The organism is Pseudomonas sp. RC4D1 (assembly GCF_018390395.1).
Taxonomy (GTDB): Bacteria; Pseudomonadota; Gammaproteobacteria; order Pseudomonadales; family Pseudomonadaceae; genus Aquipseudomonas; species Aquipseudomonas danubii.
The window spans coordinates 1213425-1239940 of sequence record NZ_JAHBAW010000002.1 but is presented as its reverse complement, the minus strand read 5'-3'; the positions used below and the strand labels follow the sequence as shown (position 1 = coordinate 1239940).

Below are 26516 nucleotides of genomic sequence, written 5' to 3'. Positions count from 1 at the left end.
GGACCCGATGTGTTCATGGTGCTGGGGCTTTGCGCCCGTGGCCCAGGCCCTGGTGGAGCAGGCCCAGGCCGCCGGAGTCGAGTTGCATCTGGTGGTGGGCGGCTTGCGCACCGGCAGCGGGGCGGCATTGGAGCCCAATACCCGGCGCTACATCCTTGAACACTGGCAGGCGGTGCATCAGGCCACCGGCCAGCCGTTCACCTTCGAGGGTGCCTTGCCCGATGGCTTTGTCTATGACACCGAGCCGGCTTGTCGCGCCATCGTCACTGCTCGCAGCCTGGCTCCGGACTGTGCCTGGAAACTGTTGGGGTTGATCCAGCGGGCGTTCTATGTCGAAGGCCGCGATGTCACCCTGGCCAGTGTGCTGGTGGAGTTGGCGGAACAGGCCGGGGTTCCGCGGATCGAGTTCGCCGAAGCCTTCGATCGCGCCGAGCAGCATGCCGCCACGGCGGCGGATTTCACTTGGGTCCAGGACCTGGGGATCGCCGGATTTCCCACCTTGCTGGCGGAACGCAACGGCCAGTTGGCCTTGCTGACCAACGGCTATCAGCCGCTGAGCGAGTTGTCGCCGTTGCTGGGACGCTGGTTGGAGCGCGCCGCCTGTGCCTGATTCAGTCGATTCAAGCACCACCGGTAAAACCGTAGATCGTTTGAGCTGGGGGGAAATCCGTCGCCTGGCCCTGCAACATAGAAAGTCGCTGTGGATCGCCAATGGGGTGGCCGTGCTGGCGACCCTGTGCAGTGTGCCGATTCCGCTGTTGCTGCCGTTGCTGGTGGACGAGGTGCTGCTGGGGCATGGCGATGGCGCATTGCAAGTGATGAACCGCCTATTGCCCGATGGCTGGCAAACTGCGGCGGGCTATATCGGGTTGATGCTGTTGATCACCCTGATCCTGCGTTGCTCCGCCCTGGTGTTCAACGTGGTCCAGGCGCGGCTGTTTGCCGGTTTGGCCAAGGACATTGTCTATCGGATCCGTGTGCGCCTGATCGAACGGCTCAAGCGCATTTCCCTGGGGGAGTACGAAAGCCTGGGGGGAGGCACGGTCACTACGCATCTGGTCACCGACCTGGACACGGTGGACAAGTTTGTCGGTGAAACCCTGAGCCGATTCCTGGTGGCCATGCTGACCCTGGTGGGCACGGCCGGCATTCTGATGTGGATGCACTGGAAGCTGGCGCTGCTGATTCTGCTGTTCAACCCGTTGGTGATTTTTGCCACGGTGCAACTGGGCAAGCGGGTCAAGCACCTGAAGAAGCTGGAAAATGACAGCACTTCGCGTTTCACCCAGGCCCTGACCGAGACCCTGGAGGCGATCCAGGAGATCCGCGCCAGCAACCGCCAGGGCTACTTTCTTGGACGCCTGGGCCAGCGTGCCGAGGAGGTTCGGGACTACGCCGTGGCCTCGCAGTGGAAAAGCGACGCCTCGGGCCGGGCCAGCGGTTTGCTGTTCCAGTTCGGTATCGACATTTTTCGTGCGGCGGCGATGCTCACAGTGCTGTTCTCCGACCTGTCCATCGGCCAGATGCTGGCGGTGTTCAGCTACCTGTGGTTCATGATCGGCCCGGTGGAGCAGTTGCTGAACCTGCAATACGCCTATTACGCCGCGGGCGGGGCCCTGACCCGGATCAACGAGTTGCTGGCGCGGGCCGATGAGCCGCAGTACAGCGGTGGCGTGGATCCGTTCCAGGGGCGCGAAACCGTTGGCATCGAGGTCCGCGGCCTGAGCTTCGGCTACGGCGATGAGCGGGTGCTGGACAACATGAATCTGTCGATCGCGCCTGGTGAGAAGGTGGCCATTGTCGGTGCCAGTGGTGGGGGCAAGAGCACCCTGGTGCAGCTGTTGCTGGGGCTGTATACGCCGCAGACCGGGGTGATCCGCTTTGGCGGTGCCACTCAGCAGGAAATCGGCCTGGAAACGGTACGGGATCACGTCGCGGTGGTGCTGCAGCATCCTGCCTTGTTCAACGATACGATTCGCGCCAACCTGACCATGGGCCGTGAGCGCAGTGATAGCGCTTGCTGGCAGGCCCTGGAAATCGCACAGCTCGAACCCACCGTCAGGGCGCTGCCCCAGGGCCTGGACAGTGTGGTCGGGCGCTCAGGTGTGCGTCTTTCCGGTGGGCAACGCCAGCGCCTGGCTATTGCGCGGATGGTACTGGCCGAACCCAAGGTGGTGATTCTTGATGAAGCCACGTCCGCTCTGGACGCAGCCACCGAGTACAACCTGCATCAAGCCTTGACGCGTTTTTTGCGTGGGCGGACTACGCTGATCATTGCTCATCGCCTGTCGGCGGTTAAACAGGCTGACCGGGTTTTGGTGTTCGATGGCGGGCAGATCGCCGAAGATGGCGACCATCAGCAGCTGATTGCTGATGGCGGCCTTTATGCCAAGCTATACGGGCATTTGCAGCAGGTTCGATAGTCTTGAGTTTTGTCCGGGTTTCTGTGTTTAGTGCTTGAATTTCCTGGTGGAATAACCGCTTCGGCTTGAGAGAGCGGCCGTTTCCCCGTGAAGGTTCGCCCCGGACGCTGCCCAGCCTGCGTCGGAGCTATGGAAATTCGCCTAATCTGTGCTGTCTGAGTCGGGACTACTGGGTGTTCATTTGGCAGTGCGCAAGCAAGGACCCTCATGAAGCAAAAGCGGACTTTCGCAACGCCGCGGTTGTTGGGCATCGTCTGGCCCTTTATCGCCGTGGTGTTATTTCAAGCGCTGTTGGGCGGCCTCAGCCTGTATGTCCTGTCGGCAGTGCGTGGCTATGTTGCCGGTGAGAGCTTGTGGTCCAAAGGCCAGAAAGACGCCATCTACTACCTCAATCTGTACGCCGACAGCCGCGACGAAGGCACCTTCCTCAAGTACCAGAACGCCATAGCCGTACCCCAGGGCGGGCATGAGCTGCGGGTGGCCCTGGATAGCCAGCCGCCGGATCTTGAGGCGGCGCGCCTGGGGATTCTCAAGGGCGGCAATCACCCGGATGACGTTCCTAGCCTGATCTGGCTGTACCTCAACTTCCGCCATTTCAGCTATCTGGAAAAGGCCATCGATTTGTGGACCGTGGGCGACGGCTACCTGCTGCAGCTCGATACGGTAGCCCGAGAGATGCACAAGGGGATCGGCAGCAACAGTGCCAGCGAAGCCGACGTGCAACGTTGGAAGAGCCAGATCTTTGCTATCAACGATGGGGTCACGCCGGCGGCCAAGGCCTTCAGCGATGCCTTGGGGGAAGGCTCGCGGGTGATCCTGCGCCTCTTGCTGGTGACCAACCTGGCCACAGCGCTGATCCTGATTGCCCTGGCCTTGCTGCGTACCCACAAGCTGCTGGCCCAGCGGCATGCCTTTGCCGACGCGTTGCAACTGGAGAAGGAGCGCGCGCAGATCACCTTGCAGTCCATTGGTGACGGGGTGATCACCACGGATGTCGAGGGCGCTATTGCCTATATGAACCCGGCGGCGGAAGAACTGACTCGCTGGAAGGCCGAGCAAGCGGTGGGGTTGCCCCTGGCGGCCTTGTTCAATCTCTTGGACGAAAACGCCCAGGCCGACGGCTTCACTCTGATCGAACACATCCTCAGTGGCCAGCTCAGTGGCGGCAGCGAGCATTCCAAGCTGATCCAGCGCCTGGATGGCAGTACGGTGTCGGTGACCCTGGTGGGCGCGCCGATCCGCAATGCCGGGAAGGTCAGTGGCACGGTACTGGTGTTGCACGATATGACCCAGGAGCGGCAGTACATCGCCAATCTGTCCTGGCAGGCGACCCACGATGCCTTGACCGGCCTGGCCAATCGCCGGGAGTTCGAATTCCGCCTGGAGCAGGCGTTGCACGGCTTGATCCGCCAGCCCGCCAGGCATGCGCTGATGTTTCTGGACCTGGACCAGTTCAAGCTGGTCAACGACACCTGTGGCCATGCGGCTGGGGATGAGTTGCTGCGGCACATCTGCGCGTTGCTGCAGTCGGGGCTGCGCGAAGGTGACACCCTGGCGCGATTGGGCGGGGACGAGTTCGGGATTCTTCTGGAGAACTGCTCGCCGGAGGCGGCGGAGAAGATTGCCGAAGGGCTGCGTCAGACTGTGCAGAACTTGCATTTTGTCTGGAAGGGCCGGCCATTCGTGACCACCGTGAGCATTGGGCTGGTGCATATCGCCCAGACTCCCACCACGCTTGAGGCGTCGTTGCGGGCAGCGGATATGGCCTGTTACATGGCAAAGGAGAAAGGTCGCAATCGGGTGCAGGTCTATCATGCCGACGATTCAGAACTGTCCCTGCGATTTGGCGAGATGGCCTGGGTTCAGCGGCTGCACATGGCCCTCGAGGAAAACCGCTTCTGCCTCTATTCCCAGGAAATCACCGCCCTAGGTCGTACCGAGCATGATGGTGGGCACATCGAGATTCTTCTGCGCCTGCACGACGAGGCTGGCCGGATGATCCTGCCGGACAGCTTCATTCCGGCGGCGGAGCGTTACGGCCTGATGACCTCCCTGGACCGCTGGGTGGTACAGAACGTATTCAAGATCATCGCCCAGTGCATTGCCGAGGGCCGGGAAGGGCCAATGGCGATGTGTGCGATCAATCTGTCGGGTACCACCATTGGCGACGACGAGTTTCTCGACTTCCTGCGAGAGCAGTTCGTTGTCTATGGCGTACCGCCGAAGATGATCTGTTTTGAAATTACTGAAACCAGTGCAATTGCCAATTTGGGCAGTGCGATCCGTTTTATAAATGAACTCAAGGGTTTGGGCTGCCATTTTTCCCTGGATGACTTTTGTGCGGGAATGTCGTCGTTCGCTTATCTCAAACATTTGCCTGTAGACTTCCTCAAGATCGATGGAAGTTTCGTAAAGGATATGCTGGACGACCCGATTAACCGCGCCATGGTCGAGGTGATCAACCACATCGGGCATGTCATGGGTAAGCGCACGATTGCCGAGTTTGTTGAAACACCGCAGATCGAGCAGGCCCTGCTTGAGATCGGCGTGGATTATGCTCAAGGCTACATTGTTGAACGTCCGCAATTGTTCACCTGTGACAGCTTGCAGTGTCGACCCGTGCGGCCACAGCCGCTGTTGTTCAAGGCGCCCGGCACGTTCCGTTGAAACCTCTTTTGGATCCGCATATCACAATCAAAAGGAGCCCGACAGTGATCGACACATTCAACCGAACCGGCCCGCTCATGGAAGCTGCCAGCTACCCCGCCTGGACTCAGCAATTGATCCGGGACTGCAGCGAGAGCAAGCGCCGTGTGGTGGAGCATGAGCTGTATCAGCGCATGCGTGACAACAAACTCAGTGCCAAAGTCATGCGTCAGTACCTCATCGGCGGCTGGCCTGTGGTTGAACAGTTCGCCCTGTATATGGCGCAGAACCTGACCAAGACCCGTTTTGCCCGTCACCCTGGCGAAGACATGGCGCGTCGTTGGCTGATGCGCAACATTCGGGTCGAACTCAATCATGCCGATTACTGGGTGCATTGGAGTCGGGCCCATGGTGTGACCCTGGAGGATTTGCAAGCCCAGCAAGTGCCACCGGAGCTGCATGCCTTGAGTCACTGGTGCTGGCACACCAGTTCGGCGGATTCGCTGATCGTGGCGATCGCTGCAACCAACTACGCCATTGAAGGGGCGACGGGCGAATGGTCGGCCCTGGTCTGTTCCAGCGGCGTCTATGCCGCTGCGTTCCCGGAAGAAGACCGCAAGCGCGCCATGAAGTGGCTGAAGATGCATGCCCAGTACGATGATGCTCATCCCTGGGAAGCCCTGGAAATTATCGTCACGCTGGCGGGTTTGAATCCGAGCAAGGCCCTGCAAGTTGAGCTGCGCCGGGCCATCTGCAAGAGCTATGACTATATGTATCTGTTCCTGGAGCGCTGCATGCAGCAGGAAAAAACCACAGTGACTCGCGAGCGCCTAGCGCTGGCTGAAGGGTAAGTCGGGCGGGGGCTTTACGGGCAGGTCGATTGTCATGGGCAATGGTTGCCTGAGGCAGTGGAGTTGCCCGTGATTGATATACAAGTGCGAGGCCTGCTACCTAGCCCGCCATTGCCAGCCGATTGCGTCCTTCCCGCTTGGCCACGTACAGCGCGCTATCGGCGCGGCGCAACAGGCTCTCTGCGGACTCACCCGGCAACAGGGTCGAACAGCCCAGGCTGACGGTGAGTTCGATCAGTTTGCCGTCAGCCTGGTATTCCTGGGCTTGGGCGGCATTTCTCAGCCGTTCGCCCACCATCGCCGCTGCGTCGCGCCCGGTGTTGGAGAGCAGGATCAGGAATTCTTCCCCGCCAAAGCGAAAGACCATGTCCACATTGCGCAGTTGCCCCTTGATCGAGGCGGCAACGGCCTTGAGCACTTCGTCGCCAGTGCTGTGGCCGTAGCTGTCGTTGATGCGCTTGAAGTGGTCGATGTCCAGCATCAGCAGTGACAGTGGGAGTGAGTGGCGGCGAGCCATCTCGATTTCCCGTTGCAGGGTTTGGTCCATGGCAATCCGGTTGCCGGTATCGGTCAACGGATCGCGCAGGGCGCTGCGGGTTGCGGCGCGATACAGCAAAGCGTTGCGCATCGGGTACAGCAGGGTTGAGAGCAACGACTCCAGGTAACCCTGTTCGGTCTCGCTGAAGCGTTGGCTGCGGCGGAACACCAGCTCGCCCATGGACTCGCCTTCGTGGCTCAGGTTGTAGCTGATGGAGTGGTGACCGCGCTGGCCGAACTCCAGGCGCAGATCGCTGAGGGGGTGCTGGTAATGGAGGGCGTCGAGGGGGACCAGGCGTTGCACTTCGCGAAAGAACAGGCCGAGGATGCGTTGCGGCTCAAGGCTGGTTTGCAGTTGCAGTCCCAGTTGTTGGCGCAATTGTCCGAGGCTGACGGGCTGTTTGATCAGCGGTGTCTGTTGGCCAAAGCCCAGGCGTTGCAATTTGGCGCTATCGAAGTCAATTGCGTTGGTCTGGGTCGGTGTTTTCATTTGAGCTTGAGCCCCCTGAGCACTATTTACGGTGTTTCTGCCTAGGTGAGAGCGGCTCTGAGCTGCGCGTCATACTGTTCCTTCAGTCCCGTAGGACAATCGCGCATATTTTAGGCCGCTTCGCCTTTGGCTATAAAGCCCTCGGCACAAGCTGTTTCCCGCAGCGTCAATGCACCGTGGGTTGAGTGTTGTTAGAGCGAAACTCGTGCCATTCGGTTCATACGAATAAAACTTGTTTGAATTCAAATGCTTGGTGAGTGTGCGGGAGCACGACTTACCTTGGCCGACATTTGTTTGGCTTGAAACCCGTGGGGGATGGGGCTTGCCAAGGCGTCGCGACAGTATTCTGTCGCGACGAACGGAGAGGGTTACTGTGCGTTGAAAGCCTGGCCGTTGATTCCGGTGCTGTCCGGGCCCATCAGATACAGGTAGACCGGCATGATCTCTTCCGGTGTCGGGTTGTTGCTGGGGTTCTCGCCCGGATAAGCCTGGGCGCGCATGCTGGTACGGGTGGCGCCCGGGTTGATGCTGTTGGCACGGACCGGCGCCACAGTGTCCAGCTCATCGGCCAGGGTTTGCATCAGACCCTCAGTGGCGAACTTGGACACGCCGTAGGCGCCCCAATAGGCCCGACCCTTGCGGCCGACGCTGCTGGAGGTGAATACCACCGAAGCATCCTGGGACAGTTTGAGCAGGGGCAGCAGGGTGCTGGTCAGCATGAACATGGCGTTGACGTTGACTTGCATCACTCGCATGAAGTTTTCCCCCGACAGCTGCTCCAGCGGCGTGCGAGGGCCAATGATCGAGGCATTGTGCAGCAGGCCGTCGAGGTGGCCGAACTCGGTCTCGATCATCGCTGCCAGTTCGTCGTACTGGTGCGGCAGGGCGGTTTCCAGGTTGAACGGAATCACTACTGGCTGGGGATGGCCAGCCGCTTCGATGGCGTCGTAGACCTCGGTCAGGTTGGCTTCGGTCTTGCCCAGCAAGAGTACAGTGGCGCCGTGGGCGGCAAAGGTCTTGGCGGCGGCGGCGCCGATGCCACGCCCGGCGCCGGTGACCAGAATGACCCGGTCCTTGAGCAGTTCAGGGCGAGCGGAATAATCAAACATAAAAGGCCTCAACAGAAATTCGATCGTCTCCGGCGCTTAGCCGGGAATTGCTGCCGCTTAGCAGCTGCACAATGCGTTATCCAGAACCTGGCGCAGCTCCAGCGGATGGTTGACCACCACGTCGGCGCCCCAGTGCCGGGGATTATCGTCCGGATGGATGTAGCCATAGGTCACGGCGGCGGTCTTGGTGCCGGCGTCGCGGCCGGATTCGATATCCCGCAGATCGTCGCCGACGAACAGCACGGTGGACGGGTCCAGCTCGAGCATCTTGCATGCCAGAATCAGCGGCTCGGGGTCGGGCTTGCTGTTCTTCACATGGTCGGGACAGATCAGCAGTGCCGAGCGTTCGGCCAGCCCCAGTTGCTGCATGATCGGCTCGGCGAAGCGCAGTGGCTTGTTGGTTACCACCCCCCAGATCAGATTGGCTTTTTCGATATCGGCCAGTAGCTCCGCCATGCCGTCGAAGAGCTTGCTGTGCACGGCGCAATGCTTGAGGTAGCGCTCGAGGAATTCCAGGCGTAACGCCTCGAATCCCGGGGATTCCGGGTCCATGGAAAAGGTCACGGCTACCATGGCCTTGGCGCCGCCCGAAACTTCGTCGCGGATATGTTGGTCGGCAATCGGCGGCAGGCCGCGATCACGGCGCATGCCCTGGCAGACTGCGATGAAGTCGGGCGCGGTGTCGAGCAGGGTGCCATCCATATCGAAAAGAACGGCTCTGATGGCCATGTCTCACTCCTCTCGCAGGGTCTGGATCATGTAGTTGACGTCAACGTCCGCTGCCAGTTTGTAGTGCTTGGTCAGGGGGTTGTAGGTCAGGCCAATGATGTCCTTGACAGTCAGGCCGGCAGAGCGGCTCCAGGCGCCGAGTTCCGAAGGACGGATGAACTTCTTGAAATCGTGGGTGCCGCGAGGCAGCAGTTTCATGATGTATTCCGCACCGATGATGGCGAACAGGTAAGCCTTGGGGTTGCGGTTGATGGTGGAGAAGAACACTTGGCCGCCGGGCTTGACCATGCGGAAGCAGGCGCGAATCACCGATGAAGGGTCAGGGACGTGCTCAAGCATTTCCAGGCAGGTAACCACGTCGAACTGCTCAGGCATCTCCTCGGCCAGGGCTTCGGCGGTGATCTGCCGGTACTCGACATTTACGCCGGATTCCAGCTGGTGCAACTGGGCGACCGCCAGAGGTGCCTCACCCATGTCGATCCCGGTCACGGTGGCGCCGCGCTGAGCCATGGCCTCGCTGAGGATGCCGCCGCCACAGCCGACATCGAGTACCTTCTTGCCGGCCAGTCCGACCCGTTCGTCGATCCAGTTGACCCGAAGCGGGTTGATGTCGTGCAGGGGCTTGAATTCGCTTTCGCGGTCCCACCAGCGATGGGCCAGGGCTTCGAATTTGGCGATTTCAGCGTGGTCGACGTTGCTCATGGGTGATACTCCAAAGCTAAGAAATTCTCTGTTGGGCCTCGAGCGTCCGCTCAAGGTCCGGGTTATTGGGCGTGGCCGCTGATGCGCTGGCCCCAGCTGCGGGCGGTGGCGCTCAGCTGTTGTTCGTCCTGGCGAGTCAGGCGCCGGTCATCCAGCAGTTGTTTGCCGGCGACCCACAGGTGTTTCACGCAGTCCCGGCCAGTGGCGTAGATCAGTTGCGACACAGGGTCGTAAATCGGTTGCTGGGCCAGGCCGGACAGGTCGAAGGCCACCATGTCTGCGGCCTTGCCGATTTCCAGAGAGCCCACTTCGCTTTCCAGTCCCATGGCTCTGGCGCCATTAAGGGTGGCCATGCGCAGGGCGCGATGGGCATCCAGGGCGGTTGCCGAACCAGCCACGGCCTTGGCCAGTAGTGCGGCGGTACGAGTTTCCCCCAGCAGGTCCAGATCGTTGTTGCTGGCCGCACCGTCGGTGCCTACCGCGACGTTGACCCCGGCCTGCCACAGGCGCTCTACCGGGCAGAAGCCGCTGGCCAGTTTCAAGTTGGATTCCGGGCAATGAATGACACTGGTGTTGGTTTCTACCAGTAAAGCCAGGTCGTCATCGCTGATTTGGGTCATATGAACCGCCTGGAAGCGCGGCCCCAGTAGGCCCAGTCGAGCCAGGCGCGCCAGTGGGCGCTCGCCACGCTGCTCCAGGGATTGCTGCACTTCGAACGCGGTTTCATGCACATGCATGTGGATCGAGGCGTCGAGTTCTTCGGCGATCACCCGGATCTTTTCCAGATTCTCATCGCCTACGGTGTAGGGCGCATGGGGGCCGAAGGTGATCTTGATCCTTGGGTGGTGCTTGAGATCACCAAACAGTTCGACGCCCTGACGAATGGCTTCGTCGGCGTCGTGGGCTCCAGGAATGGGGAAGTCGAGGATCGGTATGGCGAGTTGGGCGCGTATGCCGCTGTTGTGAACGCGCTCGCTGGCAACCTTCGGAAAGAAGTACATGTCAGAGAAACAGGTGATACCGCCTTTGATCTGCTCGGCGATGGCCAGGTCGGTACCGTCACGGACGAAGGCTTCATCCACCCACTTGGCTTCGGCGGGCCAGATATGCTTTTCCAGCCAGGTCATCAGTGGCAAGTCGTCGGCCAGGCCGCGAAACAGCGTCATGGCTGCGTGCCCGTGGGCATTGACCAGTCCCGGGCTGAGCAGCATGCCGGGCAGTTCGCGAACTTCGGTGGCGCGAAACTTCAACGCCTCGGCTCGCGGGCCGATGAACAGAATGCGTCCGTCGCGGATGCCCAGGCCGTGTTCCTTGAGGACGACGCCGGCTGGCTCCACTGGCACCAACCAGGTCGGTAACAGCAGCAGGTCGAGCGCAGTCTCACGGTTAGGCATCGAATATCGGTCCAGGGCTTCATATAAAGGATGGCGAAGTATACCCGAGCGTCTTGGCGGGGGGATCGCTATAATCCGCGGCTTTTGTTCATGAGTACGGGGTGAGGGATGCGCGATCGTCTGTTGGCTGCGGAGAAGGTCAAGGCCATTGATTGGCGGGATAACACTCTGTACCTGCTCGATCAGCGGAACCTGCCCTTCGAGGAGACCTGGGTTGCCTGCGACAGCGCGGCCAGGGTCGCCGAAGCGATTCGTTCAATGGTGGTGCGCGGCGCTCCAGCCATTGGCATCAGCGCAGCTTATGGTCTGGTCCTGGCGGCTCGTGCGCGCTTTGCCGCAGGCGGCGATTGGTTGGCCGCTCTGGAGGCGGATTTTGCCCTGTTGGCGGAGTCCCGCCCGACCGGTGGCAATCTGTTCTGGGCCTTGAATCGCATGCGCGAGCGCCTGGATCGGGTCAAGGACCTGGCTGAGCCGTTGGCGGCACTGGAAGCGGAGGCCATGTCGATCCATGAGAGTGATCGTGAGGCCAACCTGACCATGGCTCAGCTGGGCGTGGATTTGATTCGTCGGCACCAAGGCAATCCCCAGGCCTTGTTGACTCATTGCAATACAGGCGCTCTTGCGACCGGCGGCTTCGGCACGGCTCTGGGGGTGATTCGTGCGGCTTGGCTGGAAGGCATGGTGGAGCGAGTTCATGTCGATGAAACCCGGCCCTGGCTCCAAGGGTCGCGCCTGACAGCCTGGGAGTTGGCCAGTGATGGCATTCCTGTGACCTTGAGCGCCGACGCTGCCGCCGCCCACATCATGAAGACCAAAGGTGTGACCTGGGTCGTTGTCGGTGCTGACCGAATCGCCGCCAATGGCGACGTGGCGAACAAGATCGGCACCTATCAGCTGGCGGTCAATTCCATGCACCACGGAGTGCGCTTCATGGTGGTGGCCTCCAGTTCGACCATCGACATGAATCTGGCCAGTGGGGACGACATTCCCATCGAGGAGCGCGACGCCGCAGAGTTACTGGAGCTCGCTGGCAAGCGGGTGGGGGCGGATGTGGAGGTCTTCAATCCGGTGTTCGATGTGACGCCCGCGGACCTGATCGACGCCATCGTCACCGAAAAGGGTGTCGTCGAACGTCCGGATGCAGCAAAGATGGCGCAATTGATGTGCCGTAAGCGCTTGCATTGATGTTCGGCCTCGAAGGTTGCTGTCCATGACTTCCGAGGTGGGCCGCCGAGTCGGAAAAAACACATAAATGTGTGCGAATTTGGCCTCTGAGCCTCTCTCGTCTCTTATCAGGCTGTCACCGGTCAACTAACTATGCTCCATGCGCGTCAGGGGGATAGGTGCGTGGCGGCGATTGTGATAACATCCGGCGGTTTCCAAGGCGGTCCGATGCGACTGCCTTCACTGCGCAAATCCATGGCATAACTTGTTGATTTGTCGTAAGTCGGTGCATGGCACTAGGCCTGCAGCGGCGAGCTTCGTTCGTCCCATATGGATGTGACGAAGTTTCACCAGAAAAAGGAATCAGGCTTCTCATGGGCGAACTGGCCAAAGAAATCCTCCCGGTCAATATCGAAGACGAGCTGAAACAGTCCTACCTCGACTACGCGATGAGCGTAATCGTCGGGCGGGCACTGCCTGATGCGCGCGATGGCTTGAAGCCCGTGCACCGGCGTGTGCTGTACGCGATGAGCGAGCTCGGTAACGACTGGAACAAGCCGTACAAGAAATCTGCCCGTGTTGTCGGTGACGTGATCGGTAAGTATCACCCGCACGGTGATACCGCGGTGTACGACACCATCGTTCGTATGGCCCAGCCATTCTCCCTGCGCTACCTGCTGGTAGACGGCCAGGGTAACTTCGGTTCGGTCGACGGCGACAACGCGGCGGCCATGCGATACACCGAAGTGCGCATGACCAAGCTGGCGCACGAGCTGCTGGCCGACCTGCACAAGGAAACCGTGGACTGGGTGCCGAACTACGACGGCACCGAGATGATCCCGGCGGTCATGCCGACCAAGATCCCCAACCTGCTGGTCAACGGTTCCAGCGGTATTGCCGTCGGCATGGCGACCAACATTCCGCCGCACAACCTCGGTGAAGTCATCGACGGTTGCCTGGCGCTGATCGACAATCCCGAGCTGACTGTCGACGAGCTGATGCAGTACATCCCCGGCCCGGACTTTCCGACCGCAGCGATCATCAACGGTCGTGAAGGCATCATCGAGGCCTATCGCACCGGCCGTGGCCGCATCTACATGCGTGCCCGCTCGATCATCGAAGACATCGACAAGGTGGGTGGCCGCCAGCAGATCGTCATCACCGAGCTGCCTTACCAGCTGAACAAGGCCCGCCTGATCGAGAAGATCGCCGAGCTGGTGAAAGAGAAGAAACTCGAAGGCATCACCGAGCTGCGCGATGAGTCCGACAAGGACGGTATGCGCGTGGTCATCGAGCTGCGTCGCGGCGAAGTGCCCGAGGTGATCCTCAACAACCTCTACGCCCAGACCCAGTTGCAAGCCGTGTTCGGCATCAACATCGTGGCGCTGATCGACGGCCGTCCGCGGATCCTCAACCTCAAGGATCTGCTGGAAGCCTTCGTTCGTCACCGTCGCGAAGTGGTGACCCGTCGTACCGTGTTCGAACTGCGCAAGGCGCGTGAGCGCGGTCACATCCTTGAAGGCCAGGCTGTTGCCCTGTCCAACATCGACCCGGTCATTGCCCTGATCAAGGCCTCGCCAACACCGTCGGAAGCCAAGGAAGCGCTGATCAGCACTCCATGGGAATCCAGCGCGGTGATGACCATGGTCGAGCGTGCCGGCGCGGACTCCTGCCGTCCGGAAAACCTCGATCCGCAATACGGTCTGCGTGATGGCAAGTACTTCCTGTCCCCGGAGCAGGCGCAAGCCATTCTGGAGCTGCGTCTGCACCGCCTGACCGGTCTTGAGCACGAAAAACTGCTGGCCGAGTACCAGGAGATCCTCAACCAGATCGGCGAGCTGATCCGCATCCTCAACAGCGCCACGCGCCTGATGGAAGTGATCCGCGAAGAGCTGGAAGTGATCCGTGCCGAATACGGCGATGTGCGTCGCACCGAGATCCTCGATGCACGTCTTGATCTGACCCTGGGCGACATGATTCCGGAAGAAGAGCGCGTGGTGACCATTTCCCACGGCGGCTATGCCAAGACCCAGCCCCTGGCTGCGTACCAGGCTCAGCGTCGTGGCGGTAAAGGTAAATCCGCTACTGGCGTCAAGGATGAGGACTACATTGCTCACCTGCTGGTAGCCAACAGTCACACCACGCTGCTGCTGTTCTCCAGCAAGGGCAAGGTGTATTGGCTCAAGACTTACGAAATTCCTGAAGCATCCCGCGCTGCTCGTGGCCGTCCGCTGGTGAACCTGCTGCCGCTGGACGATGGCGAGTACATCACCACCATGCTGCCGGTAGAGGAATACACCGAAGGTCACTACATCTTCATGGCCACCGCCAACGGCACCGTGAAGAAGACCCCGCTGGAATCCTTCAGCCGTCAGCGTAGCGTCGGTTTGATCGCCCTGGAGCTGGACGAAGGCGATGTGCTGATCAGCGCTGCGATTACCGATGGCGAGCGTGAAGTCATGCTGTTCTCCGATGGTGGCAAAGTGACTCGCTTCAAGGAGTCCGACGTGCGTGCCATGGGCCGTACCGCCCGTGGTGTACGCGGTATGCGTCTGGCCGAAGGCCAGAAGCTGATCTCCATGCTGATTCCGGAAGAGGGCAGCCAGATTCTCACCGCCTCCGAGCGTGGTTTCGGCAAGCGCACGGCCATCAGCGAGTTCCCAGAGTACAAGCGTGGCGGTCAGGGCGTTATCGCCATGGTCAGCAACGAGCGTAACGGTCGCCTGGTAGGCGCGGTCCAGGTGCTGGACGGAGAGGAGATCATGCTGATTTCCGATCAGGGCACCCTGGTTCGTACCCGTGTCGACGAAGTGTCGAGCCTGGGCCGTAACACTCAGGGCGTGACTCTGATCAAGCTGGCCAGCGATGAAACCCTGGTAGGCCTGGAGCGGGTGCAGGAGCCATCGGAGATCGAAGGCGAAGAGTACGAAGGTGAAGAGGGCGCTGAATTCGAGGGTACCGTGCTGGATACGGTAGCCGAGCCGGATGATGCAACCGATGGCCAACAGGCAGACGCCGCAGGCGAAGAAGAGTCGAAAGACTAAATAAATCGTAGCAGGGCAGAGTGTTTGCTCTGTCCGCTACCGTGAATGCATAGCGAGAGTGGATGTGAGCAAACGAGCCTATAACTTCTGCGCAGGTCCCGCTGCGCTACCTGAAGCTGTCCTGTTGCGTGCCCAGGCCGAATTGTTGGATTGGCATGGCAAGGGCCTGTCGGTCATGGAGATGAGTCATCGCAGCGATGAGTTCGTCTCCATCGCCACCAAGGCCGAGCAGGATCTGCGTGATCTGCTGAATATCCCCTCGAACTATAAAGTGCTGTTCCTGCAAGGCGGCGCCAGCCAGCAATTTGCCCAGATTCCACTGAATCTGCTGCCTGAAGGCGGTAAGGCCGACTATATCGACACTGGTATCTGGTCGCAGAAAGCCATTGAAGAGGCCTCTCGTTATGGTCAGGTCAATGTCGCGGCCACTGCCAAGCCTTATGACTACTTTGCAATTCCCGGCCAGAACGAATGGCAGCTGTCGAAGGACGCGGCCTACGTGCATTACGCGCCGAACGAAACCATTGGTGGCCTGGAGTTCAGCTGGATTCCAGAAACCGGCGACGTTCCCCTGGTGGCCGACATGTCTTCCGACATCCTCTCGCGCCCCGTGGATATTTCCCGTTTCGGCATGATCTACGCCGGTGCGCAGAAGAACATTGGCCCCAGCGGCATCCTGGTGAACATCATTCGCGAGGATCTGCTGGGTCGTGCCCGCTCCCTGTGCCCGACCATGCTCGACTACAAGGTCGCGGCGGATAACGGCTCGATGTACAACACCCCGCCGACCCTGGCCTGGTACCTGTCCGGCCTGGTGTTCGAATGGCTCAAGGAACAGGGCGGGGTGGAAGCCATCGCCAAGCTCAACGAAGTCAAGCAGCGCACCCTGTATGGCTTCATCGATGCCAGCGGCCTGTACAGCAACCCGATCAACAAGTCCGACCGCTCTTGGATGAACGTGCCGTTCCGTCTGGCCGACGATCGCCTGGACAAGCCGTTCCTGGCTGGCGCCGAGGCTCGTGGCCTGCTCAACCTCAAGGGACACCGCTCAGTGGGCGGCATGCGCGCCTCCATCTATAACGCCGTGGACATCAACGCCGTCAATGCGCTGGTGGCTTACATGGCAGAGTTCGAGAAGGAACACGGCTGATGTCTGAGCAAGAACTCAAGGCCCTGCGCCTGCGCATTGATGCTCTGGACGAGAAGGTCCTGGAGTTGATCAGTGAGCGTGCGCGCTGTGCTCAGGAAGTTGCCCGGGTCAAGATGGCTTCCCTGGCAGAAGGCGAAGTGCCGGTGTTCTATCGTCCCGAGCGCGAGGCTCAGGTGCTCAAGCGGGTGATGGAGCGCAACCAGGGGCCGCTGGGCAATGAAGAGATGGCGCGTTTGTTCCGCGAAATCATGTCTTCGTGCCTGGCGCTGGAGCAGCCGCTGAAGGTGGCTTATCTCGGTCCCGAAGGCACTTTCACCCAGGCTGCGGCCATGAAGCATTTCGGTCATGCGGTGATCAGCAAGCCGATGGCGGCGATCGACGAAGTGTTCCGCGAAGTAGCGGCCGGTGCGGTTAATTTCGGCGTGGTGCCGGTGGAAAACTCCACCGAGGGCGCGGTCAACCATACCCTCGACAGCTTCCTCGAACACGATATGGTGATCTGCGGCGAAGTCGAGCTGCGTATCCACCACCATCTGCTGGTGGGCGAGAACACCAAGACCGACAGCATCAGCCGTATCTATTCCCATGCCCAGTCCCTGGCCCAGTGCCGCAAGTGGCTGGACGCCCATTATCCGAATGTCGAGCGCGTGGCGGTGTCCAGCAACGCTGAGGCGGCCAAACGGGTCAAGGGCGAATGGAACTCGGCGGCCATCGCTGGGGATATGGCAGCGGGTCTGTATGGCCTGACGCGACTGGCAGAGAAAATCGAGGATCGTCCGGACAACTCCACGCGCTTCTTGATGATCGGTAATCAGGAAGTGCCGCCGACTGGCGACGACAAGACCTCGATCATTGTCTCCATGAGCAACAAGCCCGGTGCGTTGCACGAGCTGCTGGTGCCGTTCCACGACAACGGCATCGACCTGACGCGCATCGAGACCCGACCCTCGCGCAGCGGCAAATGGACCTATGTGTTCTTCATCGACTTCGTTGGCCACCACCGTGATCCGTTGATCAAGGATGTGCTGGAGAAGATCAGTCAGGAAGCAGTGGCACTCAAGGTGCTGGGTTCCTACCCGAAAGCGGTTCTCTGAGGCTTTAACAATGAGTGGCGACTTCCTCGCACTGGCACAACCAGGCGTGCAACAACTTTCGCCTTACGTTCCGGGCAAGCCCGTGGACGAATTGGCTCGTGAGCTGGACATCGATCCGGCCACTATCGTCAAGCTGGCAAGCAATGAAAATCCGTTGGGCGCCAGCCCCAAGGCGCTGGCAGCGATTCGCGACGAGCTGGCGGAGCTGACCCGTTACCCTGATGGCAACGGCTTTGCTCTCAAGTCCCTGTTGGCCGAGCGCTGTGGTGTGGAGATCCAGCAGGTAACCCTGGGTAACGGCTCCAACGACATTCTGGAGTTGGTGGCTCGCGCCTATCTGGCGCCAGGCCTGAATGCCGTGTTCAGCGAACACGCGTTTGCCGTCTACCCCATCGTGACCCAGGCGGTCGGTGCCCAGGCAAAAGTAATTCCCGCCAACAACTGGGGGCACGATTTGCCGGCCATGCTCCAGGCGATCGATGAGCAGACCCGTGTGGTGTTCATTGCTAATCCGAACAACCCGACCGGGACCTGGTTCAGTGCCGAGGCGCTGGATGAGTTTCTTCAGGACGTGCCTGCCCATGTGCTGGTAGTGCTGGATGAGGCCTATATCGAGTATGCCGAAGGCAGCGACCTGCCGGACGGTCTGGACTTTCTGGCGGCCTACCCGAACCTGCTGGTGTCACGGACCTTTTCCAAGGCCTATGGTCTGGCGGCCTTGCGGGTTGGTTATGGTCTCTCGACCCCGGTGGTGGCGGATGTGCTGAATCGTGTGCGTCAGCCATTCAATGTCAACAGCCTGGCTTTGGCCGCGGCCTGTGCCGCCTTGCAGGACGAGGATTACCTGGCAGAGAGCCGTCGATTGAATGAGTCGGGCATGCAGCAGCTGGAGGCGGGTTTCCGCGATCTGGGGTTGAGCTGGATCCCTTCCAAGGGCAATTTCATCGCCGTGGATCTGGGGCGTGAAGCTGCGCCAGTGTTCCAGGGGTTGTTGCGTGAAGGTGTGATTGTGCGTCCGGTGGCTAACTATGGCATGCCGAACCATTTGCGCGTCACCATTGGCTTGCCTGCGGAAAACACTCGCTTCCTTGAGGCTTTGGCCAAGGTTCTGGCCCGTGGTTGATGTCATTCCAATGCAATCTGCTGTGCCTATGATCGGTCGCCTGGTGGTGATCGGCCTGGGGTTGATTGGTGGCTCCTTTGCCAAGGGGTTGCGCGAAAGTGGTGTATGTCGCGAAGTGGTCGGTGTCGATCTGGACCCGCAGTCACGCCAGTTGGCGGTTGAGCTGGGGGTGGTGGATCGCTGTGAGGAGGACTTGGCTCTGGCTTGCCAGGGGGCCGATGTGATTCAACTCGCGGTACCGATCCTGGCCATGGAAAAACTGCTGGCACTGTTGGCCCGCATGGATTTGGGGTCGGCGGTGCTGACCGATGTTGGCAGTGCCAAGGGTAATGTGGTGCGTGCGGCGCAGGCGGCCTTTGCGGGTATGCCAGCTCGGTTCGTCCCGGGGCATCCTATTGCTGGCTCCGAGCAGAGTGGCGTCGAAGCCTCCAATGCGCAGTTGTTTCGTCGTCACAAAGTGATCCTGACGCCTCTGGAGCAAACCGATCCTGCCGCGCTGGATCTGGTCGACAAGCTTTGGCGTGAGTTGGGGGCTGATGTCGAGCACATGCAGGTCGAGCGCCACGACGAAGTTCTGGCAGCGACCAGTCACCTGCCGCACTTACTGGCATTTGGTCTGGTCGACTCCCTGGCCAAGCGCAGTGAAAATCTCGACATCTTCCGTTACGCTGCGGGCGGGTTCCGCGATTTCACGAGAATCGCCGGCAGCGACCCGGTCATGTGGCACGACATCTTCCTCGCCAACCGCGAAGCAGTTCTGCGCACACTCGATACATTTCGCAACGATCTCGACGCCTTGCGCGACGCGGTCAATGCAGGGGACGGGCATCAGTTGTTGGGCGTATTCACTCGCGCCCGGGTTGCCCGCGAGCATTTCGGTAAAATCCTGGCCCGCCGGGCCTATGTGGACGCTATGAACTCCAACGATCTGATTTTCCTGGCAAATCCTGGTGGCCGCCTGTCTGGGCGGATTCGTGTACCGGGCGACAAATCGATTTCCCACCGTTCGATCATGCTTGGCTCCCTGGCTGAGGGCACCACCGAAGTCGAGGGGTTTCTCGAGGGTGAGGATGCTCTGGCGACGCTGCAGGCCTTCCGCGATATGGGGGTGGTCATCGAAGGTCCGCACCATGGGCGTGTGACTATTCATGGTGTTGGTCTGCATGGCTTGAAGCCGGCGCCGGGCCCGATCTATCTGGGTAACTCCGGCACTTCGATGCGCCTGCTCTCCGGTCTGCTGGCTGCGCAGAGCTTCGACAGCACCCTCACGGGGGACCCCTCGCTGTCCAAGCGTCCGATGAATCGCGTGGCCAACCCGCTGCGGGAAATGGGTGCGGTGATCGAGACAGCGGCCGAAGGTCGCCCGCCAATGGTGATTCGTGGTGGTCACAAGCTCAAAGGGCTGACCTACACCTTGCCAATGGCCAGTGCCCAGGTTAAGTCCTGTCTGCTGTTGGCTGGCTTGTATGCTGAGGGGAAGACCACAGTCACAGAGCCAGCACCGACCCGCGACCATACTGAACGTATGCTGCGTGGTTTTGGCTACCCGGTGAGTGTTGACGGTGCAACTGCATCGGTTGAGTCGGGCGGTAAGCTCAAGGCAACTCATATCGAAGTCCCTGCAGACATTTCTTCTGCGGCGTTCTTCCTGGTAGCTGCTTCCATCGCCGAAGGCTCTGAGTTGGTGCTGGAGCATGTGGGAATCAACCCGACCCGTACTGGCGTGATAGATATCCTGCGCCTCATGGGTGCTGATATTCGTCTGGAAAACCAGCGCGAAGTCGGCGGTGAGCCGGTTGCCGATTTGCATGTGCGTGCTGCCAAGCTCAAGGGGATCGAGATTCCTGAAGAGTTGGTGCCATTGGCGATCGACGAATTCCCTGTGCTATTCGTAGCTGCCGCCTGCGCCGAAGGGCGTACTGTGCTGCGTGGCGCGGAAGAGCTGCGGGTCAAGGAGTCCGATCGTATCCAGGTAATGGCTGATGGCTTGCTGACCTTGGGAGTCAAGTGTGAGCCGACTCCTGACGGCATCATTATTGAGGGTGGCCAGATTGGGGGCGGTGAAGTGCATGGTCATGGTGATCACCGTATCGCCATGGCATTCAGTGTTGCTTCGTTGCGTGCCAATGCGCCGATTCGTATCCACGACTGTGCGAACGTTGCTACCTCGTTCCCGAACTTTCTTGCGTTGTGCGCGCAGGTGGGGATTCGTGTCGCGCAAGAGGCTCAGTCGTGAATATCAAGGCGCCCGTGATCACCATTGATGGGCCAAGTGGTTCAGGTAAAGGCACCATTGCTGGCAAGCTGGCCAAGCATCTGGGGTGGTGCCTGCTGGACTCCGGGGCTCTTTACCGGCTGCTGGCTTTCGCCGCACGCAATCATGGCGTTGACCTGACTAACGAAGAGTCGCTGAAGTTGTTGGCGGCTCATCTGGATGTGCAGTTTCTCGGTGCCACTGAAAATCATCCACAGCGGATCATCCTCGAGGGCGATGATGTGACCGACGACCTGCGCAATGAGCAGGTTGGAGCCTGGGCGTCTCAAGTGGCAGCGCTGCCGGCTGTGCGTGATGCCTTGTTACAGCGTCAGCGTGCATTCCAAGAGCCGCCGGGCCTGGTTGCGGATGGTCGCGACATGGGCACCGTGGTGTTTCCTGATGCGCCATTGAAGATTTTCCTGACTGCCAGTGCCGAGGAGCGTGCTCGTCGGCGCTACTTGCAGTTGAAGGGAAAAGTCGATGGTGTTAGTCTGTCGAGTCTGCTAGATGAGATACGTGCGCGCGACGAGCGCGACACCCAGCGAGCGGTAGCCCCGCTCAAGCCGGCGGCCGACGCCATACAGCTGGATTCCACGGAGTTGTCCATCGATCAGGTGTTGCAACGCATCTTGAGTGAGATCGCCATCCGCGATATCGCCGGGTGAACAAGGAGGGTCGCGGGGGACCAGTCATAGTCCTGCGATCTTTCTTTTATATGAACGTAACCCACATTGTCTGGGATGTGGCAGATGGGCGTATTCTTCGCCCTTATCAACAGGAATTAAAATGAGCGAAAGCTTTGCGGAACTCTTTGAAGAAAGCCTAAAAACCCTGAACCTTCAGGCAGGCTCCATCATCACCGGTGTTATCGTCGACATCGACTACCAAGCGCGTTGGGTAACCGTTCACGCTGGTCTGAAGTCTGAGGCACTGATCCCGCTTGAGCAGTTCTACAACGATGCTGGCGAACTGTCCATCAATGTTGGTGATGAAGTTCACGTTGCTCTGGATTCGGTTGAAGACGGTTTCGGTGAAACCAAGCTCTCCCGTGAAAAAGCCAAGCGCGCTGAATGCTGGATCGTTCTGGAAGCAGCCTTCGCAGCCGAAGAAGTGGTCAAGGGCGTTATCAACGGTAAGGTTAAAGGCGGCTTCACAGTCGACGTTAACGGCATCCGTGCGTTCCTGCCAGGTTCTCTGGTTGACGTCCGTCCAGTGCGCGACACCACGCACCTGGAAGGCAAAGAGCTCGAGTTTAAAGTCATCAAACTCGACCAGAAACGCAACAACGTTGTCGTTTCCCGTCGTAGCGTCCTCGAAGCCGAGAACTCCGCTGAGCGTGAAGCTCTGTTGGAATCCCTGCAGGAAGGTCAGCAAGTCAAAGGTATTGTCAAGAACCTCACTGACTACGGCGCATTCGTTGATCTGGGCGGCGTCGATGGCCTGCTGCACATCACTGACATGGCTTGGAAGCGTATCAAGCATCCTTCCGAAATCGTCAACGTTGGCGACGAGATCGATGTCAAGGTTCTGAAGTACGATCGCGAACGCAATCGTGTTTCCCTGGGCCTGAAGCAACTGGGCGAAGATCCATGGGTTGCTATCAAGGCTCGTTACCCAGAAAGCACCCGCGTTACCGCTCGTGTAACCAACCTGACCGACTACGGCTGCTTCGCTGAGCTGGAAGAAGGCGTGGAAGGCCTGGTGCACGTTTCGGAAATGGACTGGACCAACAAGAACATCCACCCTTCGAAAGTCGTACAAGTCGGCGACGAAGTGGAAGTTATGGTTCTGGACATCGACGAAGAGCGTCGTCGTATCTCCCTCGGCATCAAGCAGTGCAAGTCCAACCCATGGGAAGACTTCTCTGGCCAGTTCAACAAGGGCGATAAGATCTCCGGCACCATCAAGTCGATCACCGACTTCGGTATCTTCATTGGTCTGGACGGCGGCATCGACGGTCTGGTTCACCTGTCCGACATATCCTGGAACGAAGTGGGCGAAGAAGCCGTACGTCGCTTCAAGAAGGGCGACGAGCTGGACACCGTTATCCTGTCGGTTGACCCAGAGCGCGAGCGTATCTCCCTGGGTATCAAGCAACTGGAAAGCGATCCGTTCTCCGAGTACGTTCAAGAGAACGACAAAGGCGCAATCGTTAAGGGTGTTGTAAAAGAAGTTGACGCCAAAGGCGCCATCATCACCCTGGCTAATGATATCGAAGCTACTCTGAAAGCCTCCGAAATCAGCCGCGACCGCATCGAAGATGCGCGTAACGTTCTGAAAGAAGGCGAAGAAGTTGAAGCCAAGATCATCAGCGTTGACCGTAAGAGCCGTGTAATCCAGCTCTCGATCAAGTCGAAAGACGTTGAAGACGAGAAAGAAGCTATCCAGAGCCTGCGCGACAAGCCAGCTGCTTCGGATATCGCTGCTGGTCCTACCACTCTGGGTGACCTGCTGCGTGCACAGATGGAAAAGCAGAACTAAGTTCTGTCAGACCATAAAAAGGGCGACTTCGGTCGCTCTTTTTTTTGCTCCAAAATCGTTAGTTTGAGAGTTCTCCGCAAGGGAAACCAACACGTACCGTGAGCTGTCTCTTTCTTAGGTGGCCGGCTGCATATTCGGAGCTAGGCTTTGCCTTGGATGTGCATCATTCGAGCAGCAGGGGCTGCTATAAGGAAGAGCATGAGCAGGCTGGTTATGATTGTTTTGGTTCTTTTGTTGGTTGGTTGTGCGACCAATGTAAAGACTCATGCTGTTCGTGGGGGCAGTGGTATTGAGATCGATTGTTCAGGTTTGGGAGCGGATTGGGGGCAGTGCTACAGGCGTGCTGCGAGCGAATGTAAGGCTGGTGGTTACAAAATCATCACTAAGTCGAGCGACGCCAAGGACGAGGAGGGGGATTATCCCTTCGGCTGGAACCCGGCGGGGTACCTCACGCGTACGATGCTCGTGATGTGTCGATAGAAAGGCCTGAGTTTACATCTCTGCGTCTCTATCGCTGGCAAAAGGAGTATGTGTTATCTACGCAGTTCTTGGGCTGTTCAAAACCTTCAGAGCATGCTAAAACCTTTTGAGCACTGACCTAGCTGCTTGAAAAAGAAGGGAAAAATATGACGAAGTCGGAGTTGATCGAACGAATTGTCACCCATCAAGGGCTGCTGTCATCCAAGGATGTCGAGTTGGCTATCAAGACTATGCTTGAGCAAATGTCTCAGTGTCTGGCTACTGGGGATCGAATTGAAATTCGAGGGTTTGGCAGCTTCTCGCTTCACTATCGTGCTCCTCGGGTAGGTCGGAACCCAAAAACTGGTCAGTCAGTTAGCCTGGATGGGAAGTTTGTGCCCCATTTTAAACCGGGTAAGGAGCTTCGCGATCGGGTAAATGAAGAGGAGGGAGATGGGTTCTAAGCCTGTAAGCTAAGGAATAACTGCTGTTCTGATCTTACTGAGCATCAGTTTATCTGGTATGTCTTAGTTTTTTTTCCTGATGAGAAAGAATATTTTATAAATTTACATATGGTTTTCTAGTGTTTATAAATTCTTTTGTGTTTATGGTTTTTTGTTGTGTCAGACTATTTTTCTAGTGCGTTTTCTAAGTGGTTTTGTTTGGGTTGTGTTTTTTGAGGGTTTGGCGCTTCGCTCAATAGAAATTAAGTTGCGGGCATTTTTTGCTACTGAATTATGGGTATTAGGATTGTATAAGCGCAAGATGTCAATTTTTGAGTAGCTTTAGCTACTACCTTTTGGCACCAGTTGAAGAAGGTACAGTAGGAAATGAGCAGTATCCTTTAGACAGGAGCATCCGGTTTTGTGGGAGGAGCTGTTTATGAGTACTTGTCTAAGGTTTCAATTCAGAAGCTAACTTTGGTAATACGTACGCCAATGCAGGGGTTAGTGCTCTCTACGATCATTGATCAAATTGATGGCTTTATGTACTGGGCTCAGGCCCTGTTGGATTGTGATGTCGTAACACGCGTAGCTGCTCGTGTTCATATAATGCATGATCCCTCCCTTGACCCTCGAATCTTGCGCGACAAGCTGCGCAAAGAGGGGGCTTCGTTTGATGTCCATTAGTTCCATCAAAGTCAATGGCGAGGAAGCGGCACCTGATGAGCCCTACACAGCAGATGTTGAGCAAGTTCTGGTGGGGGTCTACGGAATTCCCAAGATGGAAGCGGAAAATTAACTTATGACAATAGTATCTCAAACTATAATGGAGGTTGTGATCATTCTCCCTGCGCTTGTTTGTGGTTCTGGGGTTAAGGTAAGTATCTTGAGTGTGATGCAATGGTTGTATAAAGGTTTTTCTTTTCCTTTCGGTGGGATACATAATTGCCGGAGCTTGGTTGCGTTGAGTAACTTGGTGGATATGAATGTATATGTATTGATTGTTTCAAAGTTGCAAATAAAAAATTGGTTAGTAATAGTGGTTATCTATAAAAACTGTTTGGCTCGAAAAAGTGTGGGCAGTATTGGGGGGAATCGCTCACTTATTGCCTGTGCCGAGTGGGGCTTTGAATTTTGGTGCGGCCATTGTGGGAAAAAATTCTGTCTCAACGATTGTGCCGCTCGCTTAAAGTTGATGTGGCGAAGAGTTTCGAGTTTTTTGGGGGGGCGATAATTGTGGATGTCACGCTTAGTCTTACTGCTAAGCATTTTATTGATATGTGTTCTTGGTTATTTAATTTTATCAGGAATGTTTTTTTGAGGTTTTTCATTGTTTAGATTGAGCAGTTCTAGTTGTGCTGGCTCTCTTGTTTGGAATTAGGGGTAAATATACATGGCAATCTGGTGGTTGATGTTGGGGGTGCTCGGCATTTCGCTTTTGTTGACTTGGGTACTACGTCGCTATGCGCTTGCCCGCAGCCTGATGGATATTCCCAATAACCGTAGTTCTCACTCGGTACCTACCCCAAGGGGGGGAGGGGTTGCAATTGTCTTGAGCTTTCTTGTGGCTAGTCCTCTTCTCACTTTTTTTGTTGATGTGTCTTGGCCGTATATTTGGGCTTTATGGGGAGCTGGTGCGCTTATCGCCGTGATTGGTTTTCTGGATGATCACGGTCATATAGCCGCACGTTGGAGGCTACTTGCTCATTTTTCTGCCTCGATTTGGGCGTTGGCTTGGTTGGGTGGCTTGCCCCCTGTAAAGTTGCTGGGAATGGACTTCAACCTTTCATGGGTTGGTCATTTTTTCGCTGTTTTCTATTTGGTCTGGATGCTTAATCTATATAACTTCATGGATGGTATTGATGGAATAGCCAGTGTGCAGGCAGTGAGCGCATGTCTTGGCGCATGCGTTATCTATTGGTTGTCTGGAGACTTATCTTTGATCTGGATGCCGCTACTATTAGTTACGGCAGTACTTGGGTTTCTTTATTGGAATTTCCCCCCAGCACGAATTTTTATGGGTGATGCAGGTAGTGGTTTTCTCGGGCTTATTTTGGGTTTGTTTTCAGTCCAGGCTGCTTGGACCTCTTCACGTTTTCTTTGGGTTTGGTTGATTCTTCTTGGAGTATTCATTGTTGATTCGACTTTTACTCTGACTCGTAGACTGTTACGTGGAGATAAAGTTTATGAAGCTCATCGCAGCCATGCTTATCAGTTTGCCTCTCGCCAATTTGGTCGACATCTGCCGGTGACTCTGGCGGTTATGGTGATTAACGTATTTTGGCTGCTGCCAATTGCCATGTGCGTGGGGCTATTCGACTTGGATGGTAGTATGGGCATGGTATTGGCTTATGTGCCTTTGGTGCTCCTTGCTATAAGGTTTCATGCGGGAGAGCTTGAGAAGGCTGTATGACAGGGCT

At 57.9% G+C, this 26516-nt stretch carries 20 protein-coding genes; 15 read left to right on the top strand and 5 right to left on the bottom strand.

The genetic code is table 11. From position 1 onward, the window contains the following. The first annotated feature begins 7 nt into the window (after nucleotides 1-7). From KHO49_RS21175 to KHO49_RS21160, 4 genes are all read left to right on the top strand, one after another. A complete protein-coding gene (locus tag KHO49_RS21175; protein WP_213665991.1) occupies nucleotides 8-610 on the top strand; it encodes a DsbA family protein in 603 nt (200 codons plus the stop codon). Further along, nucleotides 603-2423 carry an ABC transporter ATP-binding protein gene (locus tag KHO49_RS21170; protein WP_110594611.1) on the top strand — a complete coding sequence of 607 codons (1821 nt, stop codon included), beginning with the start codon at nucleotides 603-605 and terminating at the stop codon, nucleotides 2421-2423. Before KHO49_RS21175 ends, KHO49_RS21170 begins: the two co-directional genes overlap by 8 nt. A gap of 207 nt (nucleotides 2424-2630) precedes the next feature. Then, on the top strand, nucleotides 2631-5090 hold the full coding sequence (locus KHO49_RS21165) for an EAL domain-containing protein (protein WP_102860841.1): 2460 nt from the start codon (nucleotides 2631-2633) through the stop codon (nucleotides 5088-5090). Nucleotides 5091-5167: 77 nt separating this feature from the next. Beyond that, a complete protein-coding gene (locus KHO49_RS21160) occupies nucleotides 5168-5920 on the top strand; it encodes an iron-containing redox enzyme family protein (RefSeq protein ID WP_249735780.1) in 753 nt (250 codons plus the stop codon). A gap of 100 nt (nucleotides 5921-6020) precedes the next feature. Here the strand turns inward: KHO49_RS21160 and KHO49_RS21155 are convergent, their stop codons facing one another. From KHO49_RS21155 to KHO49_RS21135, 5 genes are all read right to left on the bottom strand, one after another. Next, nucleotides 6021-6947 (bottom strand): GGDEF domain-containing protein, encoded by a 927-nt coding sequence (locus tag KHO49_RS21155; RefSeq protein ID WP_102860843.1) that lies wholly within the window; start codon nucleotides 6945-6947, stop codon nucleotides 6021-6023. Nucleotides 6948-7315: 368 nt separating this feature from the next. Then, nucleotides 7316-8056, bottom strand: a complete 741-nt coding sequence (locus KHO49_RS21150; protein WP_102880480.1) for a YciK family oxidoreductase — start codon at nucleotides 8054-8056, stop codon at nucleotides 7316-7318. A gap of 57 nt (nucleotides 8057-8113) precedes the next feature. Further along, nucleotides 8114-8785 (bottom strand): N-acetylmuramic acid 6-phosphate phosphatase MupP, encoded by a 672-nt coding sequence (gene mupP / locus KHO49_RS21145; protein ID WP_102880479.1) that lies wholly within the window; start codon nucleotides 8783-8785, stop codon nucleotides 8114-8116. Between the two features lie 3 nt (nucleotides 8786-8788). Continuing rightward, a complete protein-coding gene (ubiG, locus tag KHO49_RS21140) occupies nucleotides 8789-9487 on the bottom strand; it encodes a bifunctional 2-polyprenyl-6-hydroxyphenol methylase/3-demethylubiquinol 3-O-methyltransferase UbiG (protein WP_016964097.1) in 699 nt (232 codons plus the stop codon). A 62-nt stretch (nucleotides 9488-9549) separates the two neighbouring features. Next, a complete protein-coding gene (locus KHO49_RS21135; RefSeq protein WP_110594609.1) occupies nucleotides 9550-10881 on the bottom strand; it encodes a TRZ/ATZ family hydrolase in 1332 nt (443 codons plus the stop codon). A gap of 108 nt (nucleotides 10882-10989) precedes the next feature. On the opposite strand from KHO49_RS21135, the gene mtnA reads away from it, so the two are divergent. The 11 genes from mtnA to KHO49_RS21080 all read left to right on the top strand — a co-directional run bounded on the left by mtnA (nucleotide 10990) and on the right by KHO49_RS21080 (nucleotide 26509). Further along, the gene (gene mtnA / locus KHO49_RS21130; protein ID WP_213665780.1) at nucleotides 10990-12066 is read left to right on the top strand and encodes an S-methyl-5-thioribose-1-phosphate isomerase; all 1077 of its coding nucleotides are present in this window, start codon (nucleotides 10990-10992) and stop codon (nucleotides 12064-12066) included. Between the two features lie 353 nt (nucleotides 12067-12419). Next, nucleotides 12420-15089: a DNA gyrase subunit A gene (gene gyrA, locus KHO49_RS21125; RefSeq protein ID WP_102860848.1), complete on the top strand. Its 2670-nt coding sequence runs from the start codon at nucleotides 12420-12422 to the stop codon at nucleotides 15087-15089. A gap of 64 nt (nucleotides 15090-15153) precedes the next feature. Beyond that, entirely contained in the window at nucleotides 15154-16239 is a 1086-nt protein-coding gene (gene serC, locus KHO49_RS21120) for a 3-phosphoserine/phosphohydroxythreonine transaminase (RefSeq protein ID WP_102880987.1), read from the top strand. Continuing rightward, nucleotides 16239-17333: a prephenate dehydratase gene (gene pheA / locus KHO49_RS21115; RefSeq protein WP_016964092.1), complete on the top strand. Its 1095-nt coding sequence runs from the start codon at nucleotides 16239-16241 to the stop codon at nucleotides 17331-17333. The genes serC and pheA overlap by 1 nt, the downstream gene beginning before the upstream one ends. A 10-nt stretch (nucleotides 17334-17343) precedes the next feature. Next, nucleotides 17344-18456, top strand: coding sequence for a histidinol-phosphate transaminase (hisC, locus tag KHO49_RS21110; RefSeq protein WP_110594608.1), 1113 nt, complete (start codon nucleotides 17344-17346; stop codon nucleotides 18454-18456). 28 nt (nucleotides 18457-18484) lie between these two features. Next, a complete protein-coding gene (locus KHO49_RS21105) occupies nucleotides 18485-20692 on the top strand; it encodes a bifunctional prephenate dehydrogenase/3-phosphoshikimate 1-carboxyvinyltransferase (RefSeq protein ID WP_110594606.1) in 2208 nt (735 codons plus the stop codon). Beyond that, nucleotides 20689-21378: a (d)CMP kinase gene (cmk, locus tag KHO49_RS21100; RefSeq protein WP_011062580.1), complete on the top strand. Its 690-nt coding sequence runs from the start codon at nucleotides 20689-20691 to the stop codon at nucleotides 21376-21378. The genes KHO49_RS21105 and cmk overlap by 4 nt, the downstream gene beginning before the upstream one ends. A 121-nt stretch (nucleotides 21379-21499) precedes the next feature. Beyond that, nucleotides 21500-23194: a 30S ribosomal protein S1 gene (rpsA, locus tag KHO49_RS21095; RefSeq protein ID WP_007931318.1), complete on the top strand. Its 1695-nt coding sequence runs from the start codon at nucleotides 21500-21502 to the stop codon at nucleotides 23192-23194. A 198-nt stretch (nucleotides 23195-23392) separates the two neighbouring features. Further along, on the top strand, nucleotides 23393-23674 hold the full coding sequence (locus KHO49_RS21090) for a hypothetical protein (protein WP_123394180.1): 282 nt from the start codon (nucleotides 23393-23395) through the stop codon (nucleotides 23672-23674). A 146-nt stretch (nucleotides 23675-23820) separates the two neighbouring features. Beyond that, nucleotides 23821-24117, top strand: a complete 297-nt coding sequence (ihfB, locus tag KHO49_RS21085; protein ID WP_047701586.1) for an integration host factor subunit beta — start codon at nucleotides 23821-23823, stop codon at nucleotides 24115-24117. A 1372-nt stretch (nucleotides 24118-25489) separates the two neighbouring features. Beyond that, nucleotides 25490-26509 carry an MraY family glycosyltransferase gene (locus tag KHO49_RS21080; RefSeq protein WP_123394181.1) on the top strand — a complete coding sequence of 340 codons (1020 nt, stop codon included), beginning with the start codon at nucleotides 25490-25492 and terminating at the stop codon, nucleotides 26507-26509. The last annotated feature ends 7 nt before the right edge of the window (nucleotides 26510-26516 follow it).